Source organism: Telluria sp. LT2P34 (assembly GCF_059685915.1).
On record NZ_JCASIN010000002.1, the window covers coordinates 958335 to 980686 of the forward strand.

The 22352-nt window shown below is 63.2% G+C and carries 22 protein-coding genes; 8 read left to right on the top strand and 14 right to left on the bottom strand.

Going from position 1 to position 22352, the window contains the following annotated elements; all coding sequences use genetic code 11:
* Position 1 precedes the first annotated feature (1 nt).
* From folK to thpR, 3 genes are all read left to right on the top strand, one after another.
* On the top strand, positions 2 to 475 hold the full coding sequence (gene folK, locus AC56KZ_RS10150) for a 2-amino-4-hydroxy-6-hydroxymethyldihydropteridine diphosphokinase (RefSeq protein WP_497162029.1): 474 nt from the start codon (positions 2 to 4) through the stop codon (positions 473 to 475).
* A 77-nt stretch (positions 476 to 552) separates the two neighbouring features.
* The gene (gene panB / locus AC56KZ_RS10155; RefSeq protein WP_497162030.1) at positions 553 to 1422 is read left to right on the top strand and encodes a 3-methyl-2-oxobutanoate hydroxymethyltransferase; all 870 of its coding nucleotides are present in this window, start codon (positions 553 to 555) and stop codon (positions 1420 to 1422) included.
* A gap of 15 nt (positions 1423 to 1437) precedes the next feature.
* The gene (thpR, locus tag AC56KZ_RS10160; protein WP_497162031.1) at positions 1438 to 1953 is read left to right on the top strand and encodes an RNA 2',3'-cyclic phosphodiesterase; all 516 of its coding nucleotides are present in this window, start codon (positions 1438 to 1440) and stop codon (positions 1951 to 1953) included.
* 24 nt (positions 1954 to 1977) lie between these two features.
* Here thpR and AC56KZ_RS10165 read toward each other — a convergent pair whose 3' ends face one another.
* Positions 1978 to 3462 (bottom strand): aldehyde dehydrogenase, encoded by a 1485-nt coding sequence (locus tag AC56KZ_RS10165; RefSeq protein ID WP_497162032.1) that lies wholly within the window; start codon positions 3460 to 3462, stop codon positions 1978 to 1980.
* A gap of 131 nt (positions 3463 to 3593) precedes the next feature.
* Between AC56KZ_RS10165 and AC56KZ_RS10170 the strand changes: the two genes are divergently transcribed.
* Entirely contained in the window at positions 3594 to 5054 is a 1461-nt protein-coding gene (locus AC56KZ_RS10170) for a high affinity choline transporter 1 (RefSeq protein WP_497162136.1), read from the top strand.
* Between the two features lie 132 nt (positions 5055 to 5186).
* Here the strand turns inward: AC56KZ_RS10170 and AC56KZ_RS10175 are convergent, their stop codons facing one another.
* The 3 genes from AC56KZ_RS10175 to AC56KZ_RS10185 all read right to left on the bottom strand — a co-directional run bounded on the left by AC56KZ_RS10175 (position 5187) and on the right by AC56KZ_RS10185 (position 8989).
* Positions 5187 to 6635 (bottom strand): aspartate aminotransferase family protein, encoded by a 1449-nt coding sequence (locus AC56KZ_RS10175; protein WP_497162033.1) that lies wholly within the window; start codon positions 6633 to 6635, stop codon positions 5187 to 5189.
* Between the two features lie 54 nt (positions 6636 to 6689).
* The gene (locus AC56KZ_RS10180) at positions 6690 to 8060 is read right to left on the bottom strand and encodes a glutamine synthetase family protein (protein ID WP_497162034.1); all 1371 of its coding nucleotides are present in this window, start codon (positions 8058 to 8060) and stop codon (positions 6690 to 6692) included.
* A 170-nt stretch (positions 8061 to 8230) separates the two neighbouring features.
* A complete protein-coding gene (locus AC56KZ_RS10185) occupies positions 8231 to 8989 on the bottom strand; it encodes a gamma-glutamyl-gamma-aminobutyrate hydrolase family protein (protein WP_497162035.1) in 759 nt (252 codons plus the stop codon).
* Between the two features lie 267 nt (positions 8990 to 9256).
* On the opposite strand from AC56KZ_RS10185, the gene AC56KZ_RS10190 reads away from it, so the two are divergent.
* Positions 9257 to 9646 carry a DUF4844 domain-containing protein gene (locus tag AC56KZ_RS10190; protein ID WP_497162036.1) on the top strand — a complete coding sequence of 130 codons (390 nt, stop codon included), beginning with the start codon at positions 9257 to 9259 and terminating at the stop codon, positions 9644 to 9646.
* Between the two features lie 24 nt (positions 9647 to 9670).
* Here AC56KZ_RS10190 and AC56KZ_RS10195 read toward each other — a convergent pair whose 3' ends face one another.
* The 7 genes from AC56KZ_RS10195 to AC56KZ_RS10225 form a co-directional block, all read right to left on the bottom strand.
* Positions 9671 to 10045 (bottom strand): nucleotide pyrophosphohydrolase, encoded by a 375-nt coding sequence (locus AC56KZ_RS10195; RefSeq protein WP_497162037.1) that lies wholly within the window; start codon positions 10043 to 10045, stop codon positions 9671 to 9673.
* Positions 10042 to 10716, bottom strand: coding sequence for a carbonate dehydratase (can, locus tag AC56KZ_RS10200; protein ID WP_497162038.1), 675 nt, complete (start codon positions 10714 to 10716; stop codon positions 10042 to 10044). The genes AC56KZ_RS10195 and can overlap by 4 nt, the downstream gene beginning before the upstream one ends.
* 123 nt (positions 10717 to 10839) lie before the next feature.
* On the bottom strand, positions 10840 to 11979 hold the full coding sequence (gene dnaJ / locus AC56KZ_RS10205) for a molecular chaperone DnaJ (protein WP_497162039.1): 1140 nt from the start codon (positions 11977 to 11979) through the stop codon (positions 10840 to 10842).
* Between the two features lie 98 nt (positions 11980 to 12077).
* Positions 12078 to 14018, bottom strand: coding sequence for a molecular chaperone DnaK (gene dnaK / locus AC56KZ_RS10210; protein WP_497162040.1), 1941 nt, complete (start codon positions 14016 to 14018; stop codon positions 12078 to 12080).
* A 110-nt stretch (positions 14019 to 14128) separates the two neighbouring features.
* The gene (grpE, locus tag AC56KZ_RS10215) at positions 14129 to 14665 is read right to left on the bottom strand and encodes a nucleotide exchange factor GrpE (protein ID WP_497162041.1); all 537 of its coding nucleotides are present in this window, start codon (positions 14663 to 14665) and stop codon (positions 14129 to 14131) included.
* Positions 14666 to 15026: 361 nt separating this feature from the next.
* Positions 15027 to 16130 (bottom strand): ferrochelatase, encoded by a 1104-nt coding sequence (hemH, locus tag AC56KZ_RS10220; RefSeq protein WP_497162042.1) that lies wholly within the window; start codon positions 16128 to 16130, stop codon positions 15027 to 15029.
* A gap of 155 nt (positions 16131 to 16285) precedes the next feature.
* Complete coding sequence (locus AC56KZ_RS10225; protein ID WP_497162043.1) at positions 16286 to 16714, bottom strand: organic hydroperoxide resistance protein; 429 nt, start codon at positions 16712 to 16714, stop codon at positions 16286 to 16288.
* Positions 16715 to 16902: 188 nt separating this feature from the next.
* On the opposite strand from AC56KZ_RS10225, the gene AC56KZ_RS10230 reads away from it, so the two are divergent.
* Positions 16903 to 17670, top strand: coding sequence for an NYN domain-containing protein (locus AC56KZ_RS10230; RefSeq protein WP_497162044.1), 768 nt, complete (start codon positions 16903 to 16905; stop codon positions 17668 to 17670).
* Positions 17671 to 17712: 42 nt separating this feature from the next.
* On the opposite strand, the gene recN is transcribed toward AC56KZ_RS10230, so the two are convergent.
* The 3 genes from recN to AC56KZ_RS10245 all read right to left on the bottom strand — a co-directional run bounded on the left by recN (position 17713) and on the right by AC56KZ_RS10245 (position 21455).
* Positions 17713 to 19377 carry a DNA repair protein RecN gene (gene recN / locus AC56KZ_RS10235; RefSeq protein ID WP_497162045.1) on the bottom strand — a complete coding sequence of 555 codons (1665 nt, stop codon included), beginning with the start codon at positions 19375 to 19377 and terminating at the stop codon, positions 17713 to 17715.
* Positions 19378 to 19413: 36 nt separating this feature from the next.
* A complete protein-coding gene (locus AC56KZ_RS10240) occupies positions 19414 to 20316 on the bottom strand; it encodes an NAD kinase (protein WP_497162046.1) in 903 nt (300 codons plus the stop codon).
* 128 nt (positions 20317 to 20444) lie between these two features.
* Positions 20445 to 21455 (bottom strand): DUF3667 domain-containing protein, encoded by a 1011-nt coding sequence (locus tag AC56KZ_RS10245; protein WP_497162047.1) that lies wholly within the window; start codon positions 21453 to 21455, stop codon positions 20445 to 20447.
* A 95-nt stretch (positions 21456 to 21550) separates the two neighbouring features.
* On the opposite strand from AC56KZ_RS10245, the gene AC56KZ_RS10250 reads away from it, so the two are divergent.
* Both AC56KZ_RS10250 and AC56KZ_RS10255 read left to right on the top strand, forming a co-directional pair.
* Complete coding sequence (locus AC56KZ_RS10250) at positions 21551 to 21862, top strand: hypothetical protein (RefSeq protein ID WP_497162048.1); 312 nt, start codon at positions 21551 to 21553, stop codon at positions 21860 to 21862.
* A gap of 10 nt (positions 21863 to 21872) precedes the next feature.
* Positions 21873 to 22304, top strand: a complete 432-nt coding sequence (locus AC56KZ_RS10255) for an OsmC family protein (protein ID WP_497162049.1) — start codon at positions 21873 to 21875, stop codon at positions 22302 to 22304.
* Positions 22305 to 22352 lie beyond the last annotated feature (48 nt).

Here is a 22352-nt window from a genome sequence, read left to right on the forward strand (position 1 = left end):
CATGATGGCCTTTATCGGCATCGGCGCCAATCTGGGGGATGCGCGCGGGAACGTGCTTGACGCCCTGGCCCGCCTGGCGTCCCTGCCCGGCTGCCGCCTGACGGCCAGCTCCAGCCTGTGGCGCACGGCGCCGGTCGACGCATCGGGCGACGACTACATCAATGCAGTGGCCCGGCTCGAGACCAGCCTCGACGCCCACGCCCTGCTCGCCGCCTTGCAGGCGATCGAGCTCGCACACGGCCGCGAACGGCCCTACCGCAACGCCCCGCGCACGCTGGACCTCGACCTGCTGCTGTATGGCGACGCCACCATCCAGACGCTTGATCTGGCCGTGCCGCACCCGCGCATGCACGAGCGCGCCTTTGTGCTGGCGCCGCTGCTGGAAATCGCACCGGATGTCGTGATTCCGGGACGCGGCCGCGCGGACGACTGGCTGCCGGCGGTTACCGGCCAGGCGATTGCGCGCGTCGACTGACATCTGGTCATTCCGGCACGATTTCCGGCGCCGCATTACACTAGCGCGTCGGACCATTTCGTTTTCAAAGGAACACTATGAGCGCTTATTTGCAGGGCAAGGAGATGACGGGCGGCGAGGCGCCTGCGACGCCGCAGCCGGTCACCAACGCGGTGGCCAAGGCGATCACGATCCCCGCGCTGCATGCGATGCGCGCCGCCGGCACCAGGATCGCCATGCTGACCTGTTACGACGCCAGTTTCGCCTCGCTCATGGACCGCTGCGGCGTCGACATGCTGCTCGTCGGCGACTCGCTCGGCATGGTTTGCGCCGGCCACTCCTCGACGCTGCCGGTCACGCTGGCGGACATGGTCTACCACACGGCTTCGGTCGCACGCGGCAACAAGAACGCCCTGCTGGTGGCCGACGTCCCTTTCGGCAGCTACGCGACGAAAGAGATCGCCTTTGAAAGCGCGGCTGCGCTGATGCGCGCCGGCGCCCAGATGGTGAAAATCGAAGGCGGCGCCTGGCTGGCCGAGACCGTCGCCTTCCTCGCCGAGCGCGGCATCCCGGTCTGCGCCCACATCGGCCTGACCCCGCAGTTCGTGCACCAGCTCGGCGGCTTCAAGGTGCAAGGCAAAACCCAGGAAGGCGCCGATCGCCTGAAGAACGATGCGCTGGCGCTGCAGGCCGCGGGCGCGGCACTGGTACTGCTCGAAGCCGTGCCGGCCCAGCTCGGCAAGGAAACGACCGAACTGCTGGCGGTGCCGACCATCGGCATCGGCGCCGGCCCCGACTGCTCGGGCCAGGTGCTGGTGATGCACGACATGCTGGGCGTTTTCCCCGGCCACAAGGCGCGCTTCGTGAAGAATTTCATGGAGGGCCAGGCCAGCATCGAGGGCGCCTTGCGCGCCTATGTCGGCGGCGTCAAGGACGGCAGCTTCCCGGCGCCGGAACACTGCTTTTAATTGGGGGAACAGGCGATGAGCAGCGTCCCCACCGTGCGCCTGTTTGTCGCCCTCTGGCCGGATCCGGCGATCCGCCATGCCTTGCGCGAACGGCGCGATGCCTGGGACTGGCCACGCGGCGCCAGTCCTGTTCCTGCTGACAAGCTGCACATGACGCTGCATTTCCTGGGCAGCATCCCGAGCGAGCGCCTGCCGGCACTGCAAGCCGGACTGGCCGTGCCGTTCACGCCGTTTTCGCTGTCGATCGGCGTGCCCAAGCTGTGGTCGCATGGTATCGCCGTGCTCGAGCCCCATGCCGAGCCGCCCGAACTGCTGGCGCTGCACGCGCAGCTTTCGGCTGCACTGGTCGCGCTCGGCCTGGAGCCGGAGGCGCGCACCTTCCGTCCCCACGTGACGCTGGCAAGACGCGCCAACCATGCCGTGGTGCCGGCGGAGGCGGACAAGCTCGTCTGGAACATCGGCGGCTATGCGCTGGTGGAATCCAAGACCGGCGATGGCGGGGCGTATACGGTGCTGCAGGAGTACCGTTAACTACGCAGGATGGGCCGGGCGGCGCTATACCTGGATCCAGGTCGTCTTCAACTCCGTATATTTATCAAACGCATGCAGCGACTTGTCGCGGCCGTTGCCCGACTGTTTATAGCCGCCGAAAGGCACGGTGATGTCGTCGCTGTCGTACTGGTTCACGTGCACGGTACCGGCGCGCAGGGCGCGTGCGGTGCGGATGGCGCGGCTCAGGTCGGCTGTCCACACAGCCGCGGCCAGGCCATAGGGGGTGGCGTTGGCCTGGCGCACCGCGTCATCCAGATCCGTGAACGACAGCACCGACAGCACCGGCCCGAAGATTTCTTCGCGGGCGATGCGCATCGACGAGTCCACGCCGTCGAACAGGGTCGGCTCGATGTATAGCCCGCCCGACGCGACCCGCGCCGCCGCGCCGCCGGCCAACAGGCGCGCGCCCTCTTCCTTGCCCGACGCAATAAAACCGAGCACGGTGTTCATCTGGGCCGGGTCGACGATGGCGCCCATGACGGTGGCTTCATCGAGCGGGTCGCCGGGTGCGAACTGCGGGATCATGGCCAGCGCCTTGTCCAGGAAAGCATCCTTGATCGAGGCTTCCACGAACAGGCGCGAGGGTGCGTTGCAGCTTTCGCCCTGGTTGAAATAGATCGAGCCGATCGCGCCGGCTACCGCCGCGTCGAGGTCGGGGCAATCGGCGCAGACGATGTTTGCGGATTTTCCGCCCAGTTCGGTCCAGGCCCGTTTCAGGTTCGATTGCCCGGCCATCTGGACGATCTGCCTGCCGACCCGGGTCGAGCCGGTAAAGGCGATGCAGTCGACATCCATGTGCAGGCCGAGGGCGCGGCCGGCTTCATCGCCAAAGCCGGGCACGACATTGAACACGCCCGGCGGTACGCCGGCCTCCAGGGCCAGCTCCGCCAGGCGCAGCGAGCTCAGGGGCGCTTTTTCCGAGGGTTTCAATACCAGGCTGTTGCCGGCGGCCAGCGCCGGGCCGATCTTCCAGGCCGCCATCAGCATCGGATAATTCCAGGGGATGATCGCCGCCACCACGCCCACCGGTTCGCGCGTGATCAGGGCCAGGCTGGCCTCGCCCGTCGGCGCCACCTGGTCGTAGAGCTTGTCGATCGCTTCGCCGTACCAGCGGATGCAGTTCTGCGCCAGCTGCACGTCGACGCTCAGGCTGTAGCGGATCGGTTTGCCCATGTCGAGCGTTTCGAGCAGCGCCAGTTCGTCACGGTGGGCCAGCATCAGGTCGGCCAGGCGGATCAGGATTTTCTTGCGCTCGGCGGGAGCTTTGCCGGCCCAGCGCCGGTCTTCGAAGGCGGCACGCGCGCTGCCAACTGCGGCGTCGACGTCTTCGCCGCCGCAGCGTGAAACCTCGGCCAGCTTGCGCCCGTCGACCGGCGAGATGCAATCGAAGCGCGCTTCGCTGCGGGCGTCGACCCGTTCGCCATCGATGAAAGCGCGCCCGTCGATTTGCAGTGCGGCGGCACGTTCGTGCCAGCTTGTTGTCGGCATGCCAGTGTTCCTTCTAAAGTGAAGAAAAGCGGAGGAAAAACCGCATCAAGCCCCTCTCACGGCGAAGTTCTGCCGCTATAATCGCGAATTTTCCGCCCGATAATAATCCTTCCCGGAGCAGCCGCACCATGATAAACAACACCTTGATTACTTGCGTCGTGCTCTATCTGCTGGGCACACTGGCGCTGGGCGTGTGGGCGGGCTCGCGCATCAAGAATACCAGCGACTTTGCCGTCGCAGGGCGCAGCCTGCCGCTGATCATGGTAATTACAACAACCTTCGCCACCTGGTTCGGCGCCGAGACCGTGATGGGCGTGCCCGCCAAGTTCGTGCAGGGCGGCCTGAACGCCATCATCGAAGACCCGTTCGGCGCCGGCACCTGCCTGATCCTGGTCGGCCTGTTCTTCGCGACCAAGCTCTATAAACTGAACCTGCTGACCATCGGCGACTATTACCGCGAGCGCTACGGCAAGGGCATCGAAATCTTTTGCTCGGTCGCGATCATCCTCAGTTACCTCGGCTGGGTCGCGGCCCAGATCACCGCGCTCGGCCTGGTGTTTTCGGTGCTGACCTGGGGCGCGATGGCGCCGGCGACGGGCATGGTGATCGGCACCCTCGCCGTGCTGATCTACGTGGTGGTGGGCGGCTTCCTGGCCGTTGCCCTGACCGACTTCATCCAGATGATCGTGCTCGTGATCGGCATGTCGGTCATCGCCATTTTCGCGGCCGACCTGGCCGGCGGCGCCGGCAACGTGATCGACATGGCGCACCGTGCCGACCTGTGGCGCGTGTGGCCGGAGCCGAGCTTTACCGATATCGCCTTCTTCATCGGCGCGGCCGTCACCATGATGTTCGGCAGCATTCCGCAGCAGGATGTGTTCCAGCGCGTGATGTCGGCCAAGGACGCGCCGACCGCGCGCACCGGCGCCGTGATCGGCGGCGCCAGCTACATCCTGTTCGCTTTCGTGCCGATGTTCATCGTCCTGGCCGCCGTGGTGGTGATGGGCGACAGCGCCATGGACATCGCCAAGAACGACTACCAGCGCCTGCTGCCGACCTTTGTCATGACCAAGATGCCGCTGATCATGCAGATCCTGTTCTTCGGCGCCCTGCTCTCGGCCATCAAGAGCACCTCGTCGGCCACGCTGCTGGCGCCGTCGACCAGCTTCACCGAGAACATCCTGAAAAACCTGCGCCCGGGCATGACCGACCGCCAGCAACTGTTCGCCATGCGCGTCACCATCGTCATCTTCGCCGCCCTGGTGCTGGCCTACGCGATCGCCATGGAAGGCACCTCGATTTACGAACTGGTGTCGAGCGCCTACCAGGTGACCCTGGTCGCCGCCTTCGTGCCGCTGGTGATGGGCCTGTACTGGAAGCGCGCCACCACCCAGGGCGCGATCGTCTCGATCGCCGCCGGGCTGTTCGTGTGGCTGCTGTTCTTCCCGCAGGTATCGAACCTGGGCGAAGCCTTCCCGGGCCAGCTGGCCGGGCTGATTGCCGCGTTTGCAGGCATGTTCATCGGCTCGCTGGCGCCGCAGGTCCTGAAAAACCGGACCGAGCCAAGCAAGTCGATGCCGGCGGGCGTTTAAACGTAGGGTGGGCGGCTCTGCCGCTCACGCGTTCAACTACTCGGTGCCAATTCGCGATGTAACTAGCACCCGCTGATTGAACGCGTGAGCGGCGAACCGCGGGGCCGCCCAGGCCCACCCTACGATTGCAAATCACATCCAGCCGCGCGAGCGCACATCCGCCAGCGTCAGATCCAGGCAGTGCCGGATCTGCGCCGCCATCTCGTCGATCTCGGCCTTCGTCATCACCAGCGGCGGCGCGACGATCATGCGGTCGCCGACGGCGCGCATGATCACCCCCTGCTCGAACATGTGCCCGCGGCACAGCATGCCGACATGCAGGGCGCGGTCAAACGGCACGCAGTCGTGCACGGTGGCGCCCTTGACGCGCACCAGGTTGAGCCCCGCCACCATGCCGTAACTGTCGGCGTAGCCCACCAGCGGATGCGTCGCCAGGGCGTTGAACGCCGCTTTCAGGTGCGGCCCCGTCTCCAGCGCCACTTTTTCCAGCAGGCGCTCCTCGCGCAGGATGCGCAGGTTTTCCAGCGCCGCCGCGCAGGCCACCGGGTGGCCTGAATAGGTAAATCCGTGGTTGAAGTCGCCGCCCTGCTCGACCAGCGCCTGCGCCACCCGTTTGCCGACCAGGACGCCGCCGAGCGGTACATAGCCGGAAGTCACGCCCTTGGCAAAACTGATCAGGTCGGGCCTGAAGCCCATCAGTTCGGAGCCGAACCAGGCGCCGAGGCGCCCGAAGCCGCAGATGACCTCGTCGGCGACGAGCAGGATGCCGTATTTGTCGCAGATGCGCTGCACCTCCGGCCAGTAGGTCGCGGGCGGAATGATGACGCCGCCCGCGCCCTGCACCGGCTCGCCGATAAAGGCGGCTACCTTATCCGGTCCGATGGCCAGGATCTCTTCCTCCAGCCAGCCCGCCGCGAGCAGGCCGAAGGCGCTCTCGCTCATGCCCTGCCCGGCTTCGGCGTAATTCGGCTGGCCGATGTGGCGGATGCCGGGAATCGGCAGGCCGCCCTGGGCGTGCATGCCGGCCATGCCGCCGAGAGAAGCTCCGGCCAGCGTGCTGCCATGGTAGGCATTGTGGCGGCTGATGATGACTTGCCGTTCCGGCTGGTCGAGGATTTCCCAGTAGCGCCGCACCATGCGCACGACCGTGTCGTTCGCTTCCGAGCCGGAGCCGGTGAAGAACACGTGGCTGAATTGCGGCGGCGCCAGCGCAATGAGCTCGGCCGCAAGGCGCAGCGCCGGCACGTTCGTGGTGTTGAAAAAGCTGTTATAGAAGGGCAGCGTTTCCATCTGCAGATAGACCGCTTCGGAAATCGCGGTGCGGCCATAACCGACGTTCACGCACCACAGCCCGGACATGCCGTCGATGAGCCGCTTGCCGTCGGAATCCCACAGGTAGACGCCCTGGCCGCGCACGATCACGCGCGCGCCCTTGTCGCGCAGCGCCGCATGGTCGGTAAACGGATGCAGGAAATGCGCCGAATCGAGTTGTTGCAGGGCGGCCGTGTCGAAGGTGTCGACATCGGGCGCGCCCCGGGAAGCCAAGCTGGCGGCAATCACCGCCGTATCGTCGGTTGCCATGACGGCACCTCTTTTAATATGTAAAAACCCTGGTTTTGGTTTGTTCAGCCCTGGTTACACGTGCAGCAGCAGGTGTTCGCGCTCCCATGGACTGATCACGGTCATGAACTCCTGGTGTTCGAGTTCCTTAATCGCAGAATACACATCAATGAAGCGGTCGCCCAGCACTTCGCGCAGGCGCGCCTCGCGGCGCAACAGGTGCAGCGCTTCCGGCAGGCCCTGCGGCAGTTCGACCGCCATCTTGTAGGCGCTGCCTTCGACGATCGCGGTCGGCTCGAGGGCGTCGACCATGCCGAGATAACCGCAGGCCAGGGTCACGGCCAGCGCCAGGTAGGGGTTGGCGTCGGCGCCGATGATGCGGTTCTCGATGCGGCGGTCCTGGGCGCCCGAGACCGGCACCCGGAAGCCCACGGTGCGGTTGTCGATGCCCCACTGCAGGTTGATCGGCGCGGCCGTGTGGCGCACGATGCGGCGGTAGGAATTGACATAAGGGGCGATGATCGCCATGGCCGAGGGCATGTAGCGCTGCAAGCCGCCGATGTACTGGTGGAACAGGGTCGAGGCCTTGCCTTCGGCATCGCTGAAGATATTCCGGCCGGTGGTGGCGTCGACCACGCTCTGGTGCACATGCATCGCCGAACCGGGCTCGCCCGCCATCGGTTTGGCCATGAAGGTGGCGTACATGTCATGCTTCAATGCCGCTTCGCGCAGCGTGCGCTTGAAATAGAACACCTTGTCGGCCAGGCCCAGCGGGTCGCCGTGCTGGAAGTTGATTTCCATCTGGCCGGCGCCGATCTCGTGGATCAGGGTGTCGACGTCGAGGTTCATCAGGTCGCAGTAATCGTAGATGTCCTCGAACAGCGGATCGAATTCGTTGACGGCGTCGATGCTGTAGACCTGGCGGCTGGTTTCGGCGCGGCCGCTGCGGCCGATCGGGGCGCACAGGGGCAGGTCGGGGTCGATGTTCTTGGCAGTGAGGTAAAACTCGAGTTCCGGCGCCACCAGCGGCTTCCAGCCCTTGTCCTCGTACAGTTTCAGGACCCGGCGCAGCACCGTGCGCGGGGCGAAATCGACCAGTTCGCCATTCGCGAAATAGCAGTCGTGGATGACCTGCGCGGTCTGGTCCACAGCCCACGGCACCATCGTGATGGTGGTCGGGTCGGCCTTCAGGATCATGTCTCGGTCGGTAGCGGAAATGGCGCGGTCGTAGGCCTCGTCGTCGGTCGGCGAGTTGCCGGTGACGGTCATGCCGAGCACCGCTTCCGGCAGGCGCATGCCGCGCTCTTCGGTAAATTTACCGCGTGGCAGGATCTTGCCGCGGGCAACGCCGGTCAGGTCGGGGACCAGGCATTCGATTTCGGTGACGCGCTTGGCATTGAGCCACTCGTCCATGTCGGTATAGGAAAAATTCTCGCGGATTGCCATGATTGCCTCAGTCAGTGTTCGCTCAGCCGATATTCGCTCAGTGTGTGTGGATGGGTGGGGCCTGGTGCAGGCGCGCAAGGACGCACCCTGCATGCAGGCGGGAAGAAAGGAGAAAAGCTAGGGGACGGCGCTAACCGCGCCGCCGCGCACCAGCAGGCGCTTGCAGGCGGTCATGGCAGCCCCAGTTTCTTGGCACGGTAGTCGCGGCAGGCCTGGCCGAAGGCGCCGAACATCTTCATCGAATACGGATTCTGCGTGATGCGCCACTCGGGGTGCCACTGCACCGCGAGCGTGAAGCCGGGAGCGGCGCCGACCGAAAATGCTTCGACCAGGCCGTCTTCGGCGACCGCCTCGACCACCAGGCCCGGCGCCATCTCGTTGACGCCTTGCCCGTGCAGCGAATTGACCGGGATTTCGTCGGCGCCCACGATCCCGTGCAGCATGCCGCCCCGGGTCAGCGTGATCTTGTGGGCGTCGCCGTATTGCTCATCCAGGCCGAGTTCGGGATTCTCGCGATGATCAAACTTGCCTTCGACCAGTTGCACCGCCTGGTGCAGGCTGCCGCCGAGCGCCACGTTCATTTCCTGGAAACCGCGGCAGATCGCAATGATCGGGATACCGCGCCCCACTGCCGCCCGGATCAGCGGCAGCGTCGTTTCGTCGCGCGCAGGGTCCTGCGGCAAGGAAGGGTCGAGCACCTCTTGCGAGTAATAGCTGGGATGGACGTTCGATGCCGAACCGGTGAGCATGATCCCATCGCACAGCTGCAGCATCGTTTCCAGGTCGAGGTCCTTGCCAAGCGAGGGCAGGATCATGGGAGCGCAGTCGGCGCCAAGCACGATGGCGTCGACATACTTGTACTGGGCCGCGTGATACGGGTGCTCGCCAAAATCACGCGTGCATGCCGGGACGATTACGATGGGGCGCATGGTTTTACCTTGTCGTGGCCGCACTGAAGACCATCATACGAGCTATCTGGTCCAAGCGCGAGGGGCTGTTAATCCAGATCAAACACGGTGCGGTAGGGCTCACGCGTCACGCCGATCTGCTACTGAATCTGCGATTCAATAACAAAAGCTTAACGGCAAGTGGGGAAGGATGCCAACACGAACGGGCGGCACGCAGCCCCGGCACTGCCGCTGCAGGGTTTTTACGGTTAGCATGAGCCCTGGACTGAACGACATGTTGAGGATGGGATGACGAACCTGGACCAAGCTGGAATGGAGCATGATCCCTTGTCAAGCGTGGAGGACGCGCCGCTGTTCATCGTTCCGCGCGTGCTCGACGCCTTGCGCGCGTTTCAAACGGCGCCGCATTTCGATCTTTTGCCGGGGACCGACACGGCCGAGGAGCGTGCGCGACTGGAAGCGGCGCTCGACGGCCTGCTCGAGCGCCTGCTGGCGGGCATCGAGCGCCATCCGACCAAGTTCTTCGTGATGAAGCAGTTCCAGCAAACGCTGGTTGCCATGGAAACCGAGGACACGGAGGCGCGCGAGCACTTCGGGATGGCGCTTGAAGAGATCATGGAACTCCTCGGGATCGAGAGTTCGGATGGGGTGTTGAGTTTTTATCTGGGCGGGATGTAGTCTCGGTGGAGTCAGGACTCCACCCTACAACTCCTTGTACTCGTGGTACTTGCGCGCATCGCCGCGCACTTTATCCGCCGGGTACTTGGCCCGGTTGAGCACCATCTTTTCGTCGACCGCGGCCATCAGGTCGACATCGAGCTTGTCGGCCAGGCGCACAAGGTAGACCAGCACGTCGGCCATCTCGTGGCGCACCTCGACCAGCTTGTCGGCGCCGAGTTCGTCGATGCGGCCATGCTGCAGCCACTGGAAGTGTTCCAGCAGCTCGGCCGCCTCGACCGACAGCGCCGAGGCCAGGTTTTTGGGCGTGTGGAACTGGTCCCAGTCGCGCTCGTCCACGAAAGCGCGCACCAGCGCGCGCAGGCGCGCCAGGTCGCCCTCGCCCGTCGGCGTGGTCACTCCGCTTCCCCGTCGCGATAGCCCTGCAGGACTACTTCGAGCTTCGGCGCGATTTCGGCATGGCTGCTGACCGTAATGCCGAGGTCGCGCAGCAGGCCGTCGTGGACGCCGTAGACCCAGCTGTGGATCGTCAGTGGCTGGCCCCGTTCCCAGGCGTCGCGCACGATCGTCGTTTGCGCCACGTTGATGACCTGCTCGGCCACGTTGAGTTCGACCAGGCGGTTGGTGGCGGCGCGGCCGGCAACGTTGCCGAGGTATTTACCGTGCTTCTCGCGCACATCGCGCACGTGGCCGAGCCAGTTGTCGGCCAGGCCGACCCGGTTGTCGGTCAGGGCCGCGTGCACGCCCGAGCAGCCGTAGTGGCCGCAGATGATCACGTGCTTGACCTTGAGCACGTCGACCGCGAACTGCAGCACCGAGAGGCAGTTCAGGTCCGAGTGGACCACGACGTTGGCGATGTTACGGTGCACGAACAGTTCGCCCGGCGCCATGCCGACCAGTTCATTGGCCGGGACGCGGCTGTCGGAACAGCCGATCCACAGGTATTCCGGTGCTTGTTGCGAGGCCAGATCCGCAAAATAGCCCGGGTCTTCTTCGACCATCGTCGCCGCCCATTCGCGGTTGCGCTGGAAGAGGTCGGCCGACGTCAGGCCGGTTGGTGTTTTTGCCATGTGATTCTCCTGCTGGTTATAAGCGTCGCATATTGTAAACGTAACAGTGCGGCAACACTGCGAGCGATTGGACGAAAAAAAACCGCTGAGGGTTCGCGCCCTCAGCGGTTTTTGCAGAACCTCTTATTCGAAGAAGTCCTTGACCTTGTCCATCCAGCCCTTGCTTTGCGGGCTGTGCTTGGCGCCGCCTTCGGTGGTCGAGCGTTCGAACTCGCGCAGCAGGTCTTTCTGCTTCTCCGTCAGCTTGACCGGGGTCTCGACGATCATGTGGCAGAACAGGTCGCCCGCATAGCCGGAACGCACACCCTTGATACCCTTGCCTTTCAGGCGGAAGGTCTTGCCGGTCTGGGTGCCTTCCGGCACGGTAAACGAGACCTTGCCGGTCAGGGTCGGTACTTCGATTTCACCGCCCAGAGCCGCTTTCGAGAACGAGATCGGCATTTCGCAATGCAGGTCGTCGCCTTCGCGCTGGAACACGGCGTGCGGCTTGATGTGGATTTCCACATACAGGTCGCCCGACGGTCCGCCGTTCGTGCCCGGCTCGCCGTTGCCGGTCGAGCGGATGCGCATGCCGTTGTCGATACCGGCCGGGATTTTCACTTCCAGCGTCTTGTTGCGCTTGATGCGTCCGGCGCCGCTGCAGGCAGCGCACGGTTCCGGGATCATCTTGCCGCTGCCGTGGCACTTCGGGCAGGTCTGCTGGATGCTGAAGAAGCCCTGCTGCATGCGCACCTGGCCATGGCCGGCGCAGGTGGTGCAGGTGACCGGCTGGGTGCCCGGCTTGGCGCCGCTGCCGTGGCAGGTGTCGCACTTGTCCCAGCTCGGCACGCGGATCGTCGTGTCGAAGCCGTTGGCCGCCTGCTCCAGCGAGATCTCGAGGTTGTAGCGCAGGTCGGCGCCGCGGTAGACCTGTGGTCCGCCGCCGCCGCGCCCGCCGCGACCACCGCCGCCGAAGATGTCGCCAAAGATGTCGCCGAAGGCATCGCCAAAACCGCCGGCGCCAGCGCCGCCGAAGCCGCCGCCGCCGCCCATGTTCGGATCGACGCCGGCGTGACCGTAACGGTCATACGCCTCGCGCTTTTCCGGATTGGTCAGCATCTCGTAGGCTTCCTTGACCTCCTTGAACTTCTCTTCCGCTTCCTTGTTGTCCGGGTTGCGGTCAGGATGGTACTTCATCGCCAGTTTGCGATACGACTTCTTGATCTCTTCTTCCGAAGCACCCTTTGCGACCCCAAGGATCTCGTAAAAATCACGCTTTGCCATGTGGCACCTTGCTGTTATCTACTAATCGAACTGTTTGAGCAAAAAAACCGAGCCGCGCATGAAACAGTGCGTCGGCTCGGTTTTGTACGAAGCGAAAATTACTTCGCGTCTTTTACTTCCTTGAAGTCGGCATCGACGACGTCGTCAGCCTGGGCCGATTGCTCGCCGCCCTGCTGGGCGCCGCCTTCGGCGCCTGCGCCACCGGCCTGCTGCGCCTGCATGTCGGCGTACATCTTCTCGCCCAGCTTTTGCGCAGCGGTCGACAGTGCGGCCGTCTTGTTGTCGATGTCGGCCTTGTCGCCCGACTTGATCGAGCCCTCGAGATCCGTGATGGCCGCTTCGATGGCTTCCTTCTCGCCGGCTTCCAGCTTGTCGCCGTATTCGGTCAGCGACTTGCGGGTCGAGTGCACCAGCGCGTCGGCCTGGTTGCGCGATTCCGCCAGTTCCTTGACCTTCTTGTCTTCTTCGGCGTTCAGCTCGGCATCCTTCACCATCTTCTGGATTTCGGCTTCGGTCAGGCCCGAGTTCGCCTTGATGGTGATCTTGTTTTCCTTGCCGGTGGCCTTGTCCTTGGCGCCGACGTGCAAGATGCCGTTGGCGTCGATGTCGAAGGTCACTTCAACCTGCGGGGTGCCGCGTGGCGCCGGTGGGATGCCCTCGAGGTTGAATTCGCCCAGGCCCTTGTTGCCGGCTGCGATTTCGCGCTCGCCCTGGAAGACCTTGATCGTCACGGCCGGCTGGTTGTCGTCGGCGGTCGAGAACACCTGCGAGAACTTGGTCGGGATCGTGGTGTTCTTGTGGATCATCTTGGTCATCACGCCGCCCAGGGTTTCGATACCCAGCGACAGCGGCGTCACGTCCAGCAGCAGCAAGTCCTTGCGCTCGCCCGACAGGACCGAGCCCTGGATGGCGGCGCCGACAGCGACCGCTTCGTCCGGATTCACGTCGCGGCGGGGCTCCTTGCCGAAGAATTCCTTCACTTTTTCCAGCACCTTCGGCATGCGGGTCATGCCCCCTACCAGGATGATGTCGTCGATGTCCGAGACCTTGACGCCGGCATCCTTGATCGCGATGCGGCATGGCTCGATCGTCTTGTTGATCAGTTCCTCAACCAGCGACTCGAGCTTGGCACGGGTCATTTTCAGGTTCAGGTGGACCGGCGCGCCGTTCGCCATGGCGATGTACGGCTCGTTGATTTCGGTCTGCTGCGACGACGACAGTTCGATCTTCGCGCGCTCGGCCGAAGCCTTGATGCGCTGCAGGGCGATCGCGTCTTTCGACAGGTCGAGGCCGTTGATCTTCTTGAACTCGTCGATGATGTAATCGATGATGCGCTGGTCGAAGTCTTCGCCGCCGAGGAAGGTGTCGCCATTGGTCGACAGCACTTCGAACTGCTTCTCGCCGTCCACGTCCGCGATCTCGATGATGGACACGTCGAAGGTGCCGCCGCCGAGGTCATACACGGCGATCTTGCGGTCGCCCTTTTCGGTCTTGTCCAGGCCGAAAGCCAGCGCGGCCGCGGTCGGCTCGTTGATGATGCGCTTGACGTCCAGGCCCGCGATGCGGCCGGCGTCCTTGGTCGCCTGGCGCTGCGAGTCGTTGAAGTAGGCCGGCACGGTGATGACCGCTTCGGTGACTTCTTCGCCGAGGTAGTCTTCGGCGGTCTTCTTCATCTTGCGCAGGATTTCAGCCGAGACCTGCTGGGCCGCGAGCTTCTTGTCGCGCACGCCGATCCAGGCGTCGCCGTTGTCGGCCTTGACGATCGCGTAAGGCATCAGGCCGATGTCCTTTTGCACTTCTTTTTCATCGTACTTGCGGCCGATCAGGCGCTTGACGGCGAACAGGGTATTTTTCGGGTTGGTGACGGCCTGGCGCTTGGCCGGCGCACCAACCAGGATCTCGCCATCTTCCTGGTAAGCGATGATCGACGGCGTGGTACGCGCGCCTTCCGCGTTTTCGATGACCTTTGGCTGGCCGTTCTCCATGATCGCAACGCACGAGTTGGTGGTGCCCAGGTCGATACCGATGATTCTGCCCATGATTTTTTTCCTTTAGATACTAAGTTTCGGATGTTTTGTAATATTGGGAAAAACTGCGTGCTTTCAAGGGCTTTTGCCAATCAGCACGGAACTTTTTCTTGTTTCGGTGTTTATTTCGGCGCTGCCGCGGTCACGATCGCCGGACGCAGCAGGCGGTCGGCAATCATGTAACCCTTCTGCAGCACGGTCACCACGGTATTGGCTTCCTGGTCGGCCGGCACCACGGCCACGGCCTGGTGCTTGTTCGGATCGAGCTTGTCGCCGGCCAGCGGCATGACTTCGACCAGGCGATTCTTTTCGAACGCGGAAGTCAGCTGCTTGAGCGTCATCTCGACGCCTTCCTTGATCGACTCCACGGTCGGCGACTCGACCTTCAATGCCATTTCCAGGCTGTCGCGCACCGGCACCATGGCCTCGGCAAAACTTTCGATGGCGAATTTATGCGCCTTGCTGACGTCTTCCTGGGCGCGGCGGCGGATGTTTTCGACATCGGCCTTGGCACGCATGAAGGCATCGTGCATCTCGGCCAGCTTGGCTTCGGTCGCGCTCAGCTGTTCTTCGAGGCTCGGCTCGCCGGACGGCTGGGCCGCTGCGGCTTCTTCGCCTTCTGGCTGGGCAATCACATCTGGATTTTCTTGGTCTTGCATCGAAAAACTCCTGAAATCAAGTACTTGTCTGAATAATTGGACAGATGCTGCTTGTCATACAGCGCCCCATATGGGGCGATCTCCTACAACTTCAAGGGGTATTGCAGCGCTGGCCGCAGAAAGAGTGACAACATTTGTTACAAGAGTTACGGCTGAGGTAATTCTTTCCACGATCGGAAGCCGTACGATGTTCTCAAGGCGCGAGAAGGCGCCGTCACAAGAACAATCGTCCCAGGGAAGCATGATGAAATACCATCTGATCAGCAGCGCAGTCGTCGTCTATACCGCACTGGCAACAGCCTGCATCTGCTACGCCGGGTTGTAGGGTAGTTCGTAGGGTGGGCTCCCGAGCCCACGCGGATCAAGCCCCTAGCCGCAACGCATTCTCGCGCGCCGCATCGGCATCGCGCCGCTCGGCTTCCCGCTGAGACGGGCTCATGATGGTCGGCCAGCCGATCAGGTGCTGTTCGGCGATTTCGGCCAGGCCCACGATCCAGGTTGGCGACTCGTTCAGGCAGGGAATGTAGTGAAATTCCTTGCCGCCGGCGGACTCGAAATCGTGCTTCACTTCCATCGAGATTTCTTCCAGGGTTTCCAGGCAATCGCTGGTAAAACCCGGGCAGATCACGTCCACTCGCGCCACGCCCTGGCGCGCCAAAGCCTGCACGGTCGGCGCCGTGTACGGCTGCAGCCACTCGGCCTTGCCGAAACGCGACTGGAAAGTCACCAGGTAGTCGTCGGGCGATAAACGCAGGCGGCTGGCAAGCAGGCGCGCCGTCTTCTGGCATTCGCAGAAATACGGGTCGCCCTGCATCAGCGTGCGCTTGGGCACGCCATGGAAACTCATCACCAATTTACCGCCGCGGCCGTGCGCGTCCCAGTGCGCCTGCACGACATCGTGCAGGGCGTCGATATAGCCGTCATGGTCGTGGTAATGCTTGATCAGGCGCAGCTCGGGCACATTGCGCACGTCCTTGTAATGGGCAAAGACGGCGTCCCAGATCGAGGCAGTGGTGGTGCCGGAATACTGCGGATAGGCCGGCAGCACCGCAATGCGGTCGCAGTTGGCCGCTTTCAGTTCGTCGAGCACCTCGGCCAGCGACGGCGAACCGTAACGCATCGCCATGCGTACCTGCACACCTTCATGCCCGCGCTCTTCCAGCGCCTCGGCCAAGAGATTCGCCTGCTTCTGGGTATGCACCTTCAGCGGCGAGCCCTCGCGGGTCCAGATCGACTGGTATTTCTTGGCCGACGCCCCTGACCGGAAAGGCAGGATGATCAAATTCAGGATGAACCACCACACCAGGCGCGGGATCTCGACCACACGCTGATCGGACAGGAATTGCTTCAGGTAGCGCTTGACCGCCGCACGGGTCGGCGCATCGGGCGTACCGAGGTTGACAAGGACGATGGCGCTCTGGGCAATGCTACCGTGGGTATGGCTTGGTTCTTTTCGGAAAGGCATGGGCAAACAGGAGGCGGGAGGGCCTCCATTATATGTGTGCCGAATGCGGCCCCACGCCGATATTTACGAATGGTGTGCTAACCCGGCTGTTTGGCAATGTTGTTGCCGTGATAGCGTCGCAGCGCTACCACGCTTAGCCGGCTGGCACGTCATCCTCAGGTGGTGACCTTCAGGCGCACGTCGATGTTGTTGCGCGTCGCATTCGAGTACGGGCACACGATATGCGCCTTGTCGACCAGCTCCTGCAACTGCCCCTGCTCCATGCCCGGGCCATGGATGGCGAGATCGACTTCGATGCCGAAACCGGTTGGAATCGGGCCGATGCCGACATCCCCGGTCACCGTCAGGTCTTGCGGCAGCGTCACTTTCTGCTGGCCGGCGACGAATTTCAGCGCGCCCAGGAAGCAGGCCGAATAGCCGGCCGCGAACAATTGCTCGGGATTGGTGCCTTCTGCGCCATTGCCGCCGAGTTCCTTCGGCGTCGTGAGTTTCAGGTCCAGCACGCCGTTGTCGCTGCGCGAACTGCCTTCGCGGCCGCCCTGGGACGTGGCTTTGGCGCGGTACAGGACTTTGTCGATGCTCATCGGAGCCTCCTCTTATTAGTTGGAAGGAGATTGTGGCAGAGGGGTGAGAGACAGAGCGCCCGGTACAGAGCATATCGCGCTTCGCTATGCTCCTGGAATATTAGCTTGTCGTGACAGTGCCGGAATAGATAGACTGATCTTCGGCTACATCCACTTGCTAGCTGTCGATTCAACTGTGAGGAAGATATATGGGAAATCAGGCAAATCGAGAAAATCAAAGACTTGCAGTGCTTATCGATGCAGATAATGCGCAGTCGTCAATTGTGGCGCAGCTCTTGGCAGAAATCTCCAGGTATGGCATCGCTACCGTCAAACGCGTCTACGGTGACTGGACGACGCCAAATCTCAAAGGCTGGAAGGAGTCACTGAATGCCTACGCCGTGCAACCAGTTCAGCAATTCAGCTATACCAGCGGCAAGAATGCCACCGACTCATGCTTGATCATCGATGCGATGGACCTGCTGCATTCTGGGCGTGTTGATGGCTTCTGCCTGGTATCGTCGGACAGTGATTTCACTCGACTCGCCACGCGTATCCGTGAGTCGGGCCTGGCAGTATATGGATTCGGTGAAAAGAAAACGCCACAACCTTTCGTCGCGGCTTGCGACAAGTTCGTCTATACCGAGATCCTGCGCGTCAACGTTAGTGACACGGCCTCTGCATCGTTGAAACCGCCTGAACCAGTAGCCGCGAAACCGATAAAAGGCGTCCTCCTCAGCGCTGTTAGCGCCGCAATGCGTGATGACGGATGGTCGCTCTTATCCACTATCGGATCCTTGATCACCAAGACCAATCCCGACTTTGACGCACGCAATTACGGTTTCGAAAAATTAGGCGAACTGGTGCGGGCTCAACCCTATTTGGAAACAAAAGCCGTTGTGCTGAATGAGACGACGGGAACCACTCAGGCGTTCGTAAGGCGAAAGCAAGCAACAACGTCGGAAAAACAGGCGTAGCAGTCACGCATCCAGCGCCGCTGACAACGGTTCGAGCCCTTCTCAAGAAGCCAGCAGCTCCCGCGCATGCTTCCTGGTCGTCTCCGTAATCTCGATCCCGCCCAGCATGCGCGCTACTTCCTCCACGCGCGCCCGGTTGTTCAGTACCTCGATGCGCGAGACGGTGCGCCCTTCCCCGGTCGTGCCCTTGGCGACCTGGAAATGCTGGTTGGCCTGGCTGGCCACCTGCGGCAGGTGAGTCACGCACAGCACCTGCCGTTCCTGGCCCAGGCGTTTCAGGAGGCGGCCGACCACTTCGGCCACGCCGCCGCCGATGCCGCTGTCGACTTCGTCGAAGATCAAGGTGGGAGTGGTGGTAGCGTTCGAGGTGATGACGGAAATTGCCAGCGAGATGCGCGCCAGTTCGCCGCCCGAGGCGACCTTCGCCAGCGGACGTGCGACGACGCCGGCGTGGCCGGCGACCAGGAATTCGACTTGTTCCAGGCCATGTGCGCCCGGTTCGGCGGGATTGAGCGCGACTTCGAAGCGCCCGCCGCCCATGCTCAGTTCCTGCATGGCGCTCGTTACCTGCTCGCCCAGCGTTTTGGAGGCGCCGGCGCGGCGCCTTGAGAGGCGTGCGGCGACCTCGCGGTAGGCGGCTTCCGCTTTCGCTTCCTGGCGTTTTAAACCGTCCATGTCGCTGGCGTCGGCCAGCTGGCGCAGTTTCAGCGCCAGCGCCGCATGTTCTTCATGCAGTTCTTCGGGCGTCACGTGGTATTTGCGGGCGGCGCTGTGCAGCGCGTCCATGCGCGAATCGACTTCGCGCAGGCGCGCCGGGTCGAGTTCGACCTTGTCGATATAGCTGTTGAGCGCATACACGGCTTCCTGCAGCTGGATGCGGGCCGGTTCCATGCAGTCGAGCACGGTTTGCAGCTCGGCGTCGACGTCGACCAGCTTGCCCAGCTTCGTGTTCAACGAACTGAGCTGCGAGAGGATCGGGTGGTCCGATTCGGAAATCGCGGCCAGCGCTTCCTGCGCGCCCTCGATCAGGCTGGCGGCGTGCGACAGACGGCTGTGTTCGTTGGTGATGTCAAGCCACTCGCCGGCTTTCGGCGCCAGCTTGTCGAGTTCGCTCACCTGCCATTCCAGCCGCTCGCGCTCGATCAGCACGTTCTTGGCATTGGTTTCATATTCTTCGCGCTGGCGCGACAGCGCGCGCCAGGCGCGCCAGGCCAAGGCCACTTCCTGCGCCTCGGCGGCGGCAAGCGGGTCGCGCATGACGATCTGATTGTCGAGCAAGGCGCGCTGGGCGTCGGATTTCAGCAGGCTCTGGTGCGCGTGCTGGCCGTGGATGTCGACCAGCAATTCTCCCAGCTCGCGCAACTGGCCGGCGGTGGCCGCGACGCCATTGATATAGGCCTTGGAACGGCCGGCATTGTCGATCACGCGGCGCAGCAAGGCGCCGCCTTCGTCGCTGGCGAACTCGTGCTGCTCGAGCCAGCTGGTGGCGGACTCGGTCACGGCGAAGTCGGCCGTGATGTCGGCTTTGGCCGCGCCTTCACGCACCATGCTGGCGTCGCCGCGCCCGCCGAGGGCCAGCTGCAAGGCGTCGATCAGGATCGACTTGCCGGCCCCGGTCTCGCCGGTGAGTACCGAGAATCCACGGGCGAATTCGAGTTCGATGGCGTCGACGATGACGAAGTCGCGGATGGTCAGTGTGCGCAGCATGAAAAAACAGGTCTCCCGAATTATTCTGTTGAAGCGTTATTTGAGCTTGCCGTCGCTGGAAGGATATTCATGCCAGTGCAGCTTTTCGCGCAGCGTATGGTAATAGCTCCAGCCTTCCGGATGCAGGAAGGTGATGGTGTTGGGCGAACGCGAGATGATGATTTCGTCGCCGTGCTGCAGGCTGGCGAAGGTCTGCATGTCGAAGTTCACCGACACATCGCGTCCGCTGACGATCTCGACCACGATTTCGCTGGTGTCGGGAATTGCGATCGGGCGGTTCGACAGCGCATGCGGGGCGATCGGCACCAGCACGATGCCTTGCAGGCTCGGGTGCAGCAGCGGGCCGCCGGCCGACAGCGCATAGGCGGTGGAACCGGTTGGCGTGGACACAATCAGGCCGTCCGAGCGCTGGTTGTACATGAAGTGGCCGTCGACCGTCACTTTCAGTTCGACCATGCCGGCGCCGCTGCCGCGCGCCACCACCACGTCGTTGACGGCGGCGCCGCAAAAAATCATTTCGCCGCCGCGCATTACCCGTCCTTCGAGCAGCGAACGGTTTTCGGAGGTGGCCTTGCCCTGCAAAATTTCGCCGAGCGCCGGCAGCATGCGCTCGACCGGAATATCGGTAATGAAACCAAGCCGGCCGAGGTTGATGCCGATCAGCGCAATGTCGTATTTGGCCAACTGGCGCGCGATGCCGAGCATGGTGCCATCGCCGCCCATGACGATGGCGAGCGTGGCGTGCTCGCCGATCTCGCTCACCGTCATCGCCTCGATGCCGGGGATGCCGAGGTAAGCGGCGGTATCGGTTTCAAACACGACGCGGTGCCCGGCGTCTTTCAGGAAGGCCAGCACCTTCGTGACGGGTCCTTCGATGCCGGCCGTGTTTTGCCGCACCACGAGCGCGATGATCGACTGCGATTCGGGTGTCAGGGGCATAGGGTTCTCGGCGATGGATGGGCGGACACGCTGGAGATTAACCGATAATCCCCATGGCTGCCACCCGGCCGCGCATCAAATACTGTACAAAATCACAGTATAGATGCGCAGGGCGTGAAACGGCAAGATCAGGCGATCACGGCCAGGGCGGCGACGGCGGCAATTGCCAGCACAATGCTGACCATGTGCATGGCCAGCAGGACGATCCAGCGCAGCGCCGTGGCAAGCCGCCCGCCCCCGTACACCTTGCGCATCGCGGTCGGCAGGTAGAACACCAGCCACACGCCGAGCAGGAAGCCAACCAGGGGAATAAAGTCCGGCACCAGCATCCACAGGCTCAGCGCCAGGAAGGCAAAGGCGTTTGTGTGCAGCGCAAACAGCAGGTGTTCGCCATAACGCCGGCCTGAACGGAAATACAGCAGCTTGAGGAAGGCGGCAAAGAGTGGCATCACGGCGAAGATCGCATACGGCGCATAGCTCGACAGGGCGCGCAGCAGCGTGTCCTGTCGCGCTTGCTCAGACAGGCTGAAGAAATGCGCGACCTTCTTGCTCAGTGCGGGATGGACGGAGGCCGCGAATTCTTCCAGCTTCTTGTCGTCGCCCTTATCCAGGGTCACCAGGCCCGTGTTTGAATCGTTGCGCCGATCGCCCTGCTGTTCTTTCGCTGCCTGTTCGCGCGCACGGGGCGCCGGGGCCCCGACGGCATCCCTAGGCTTGCCCGCCACTTGCTCCGCCGAAGCGCCTGCCCCCTGTGCCGGCGCGGACTCCGGCGTGTCACTGCCGACGCTGACTCCACTGAGCTTGAAGACGGCGAAAAAGATGATGCTGAAGCTGAGGTACAAGCGCAGCGGCTCGACATAGCGGGCGCGCTTGCCGTCGATGTAATCGCGCGTCAGACGGCCCGGCCGGAACACCAGCAGCGCCAGCGATCTCCACAGCTTGCCTTCCAGCGCCACGTAGTGGGCGATGAACTCGTGCAGGAATTCGCGCGCGCTCGGCACATGCAGCTGCGCCGCTTGCCCGCAGCCCTGGCAGAACTGGCCGGCGATGCGTGCGCCGCAGTTGGGGCAGTGGATGGCGGCGTGCGGTGCGAGGTCGTTTTCCAAGGCGGCGTCCGGCAAGAATGGCGAAGCCCTCATGGTATCCAGTTAATTGCAAAAAAGCATCATCCAATTGCGCGACCCCGCTCGGTTCGAGCGGTTAGGATTCATGCAACAGTCACAGGAGAGCATGTATGGTTACCGAAACTAAAGATCGCTTCGTCAATACCGATGCGAAGATTCAAAACGACGGCGTCAAGCGCCAGCCGCACGAGCGCGACGAGTCGCCCGATGGCCAGGAAATGGAGCCGCGCGGCATCATGAAGCAGGCCGCCGAAGACCTGGCGCAGGGGCTGGTCGATACCGACGCGCGCAACACGCCGGGCATCAGCGAAGCGGTCGATCCGGCGCCCGGCGCCACCGGCCAGGCCAACCCGCAACCCGACCGCCATCGTTCGATGCGCGATCACGATTCGGTCGAGCCCCTGCCGACCGACAACCGCTAAGAGGAAAACAATGACAATCAAACGCAACGGCAGCGCCGTCTGGAGCGGCGGCATCAAGGACGGCAAAGGTGCGGTCACGACCGGTAGCGGCGCCCTCAAGGACGCGCAATACGGTTTCAATACCCGCTTCGAAGACGGCCCCGGCACCAATCCGGAAGAACTGATCGGCGCGGCCCACGCCGGCTGCTTCACGATGGCGCTGTCGGGCCAGCTCGGCAAGGCCGGCATGACGGCCCAGGAACTGCGCACCACGGCCACGGTGTCGATGGAAAAGGAAGGCGACGGTTTTACCATCACCGCCGTGCACCTCGACTTGGTGGCAAAAATTGCTGGCGCCAGCCAGGAAGCGTTTGACCAGGCGGCCCAGACGGCCAAGGAAAACTGCCCGGTCTCGAAGCTGCTGAATGCCAAGATCACAATGACCTCGCGCCTCGAGAGTTAACTTGCACGGGGGGCGGTCCTCGCCCCCTGCAAGAAATCGGCCAAACGC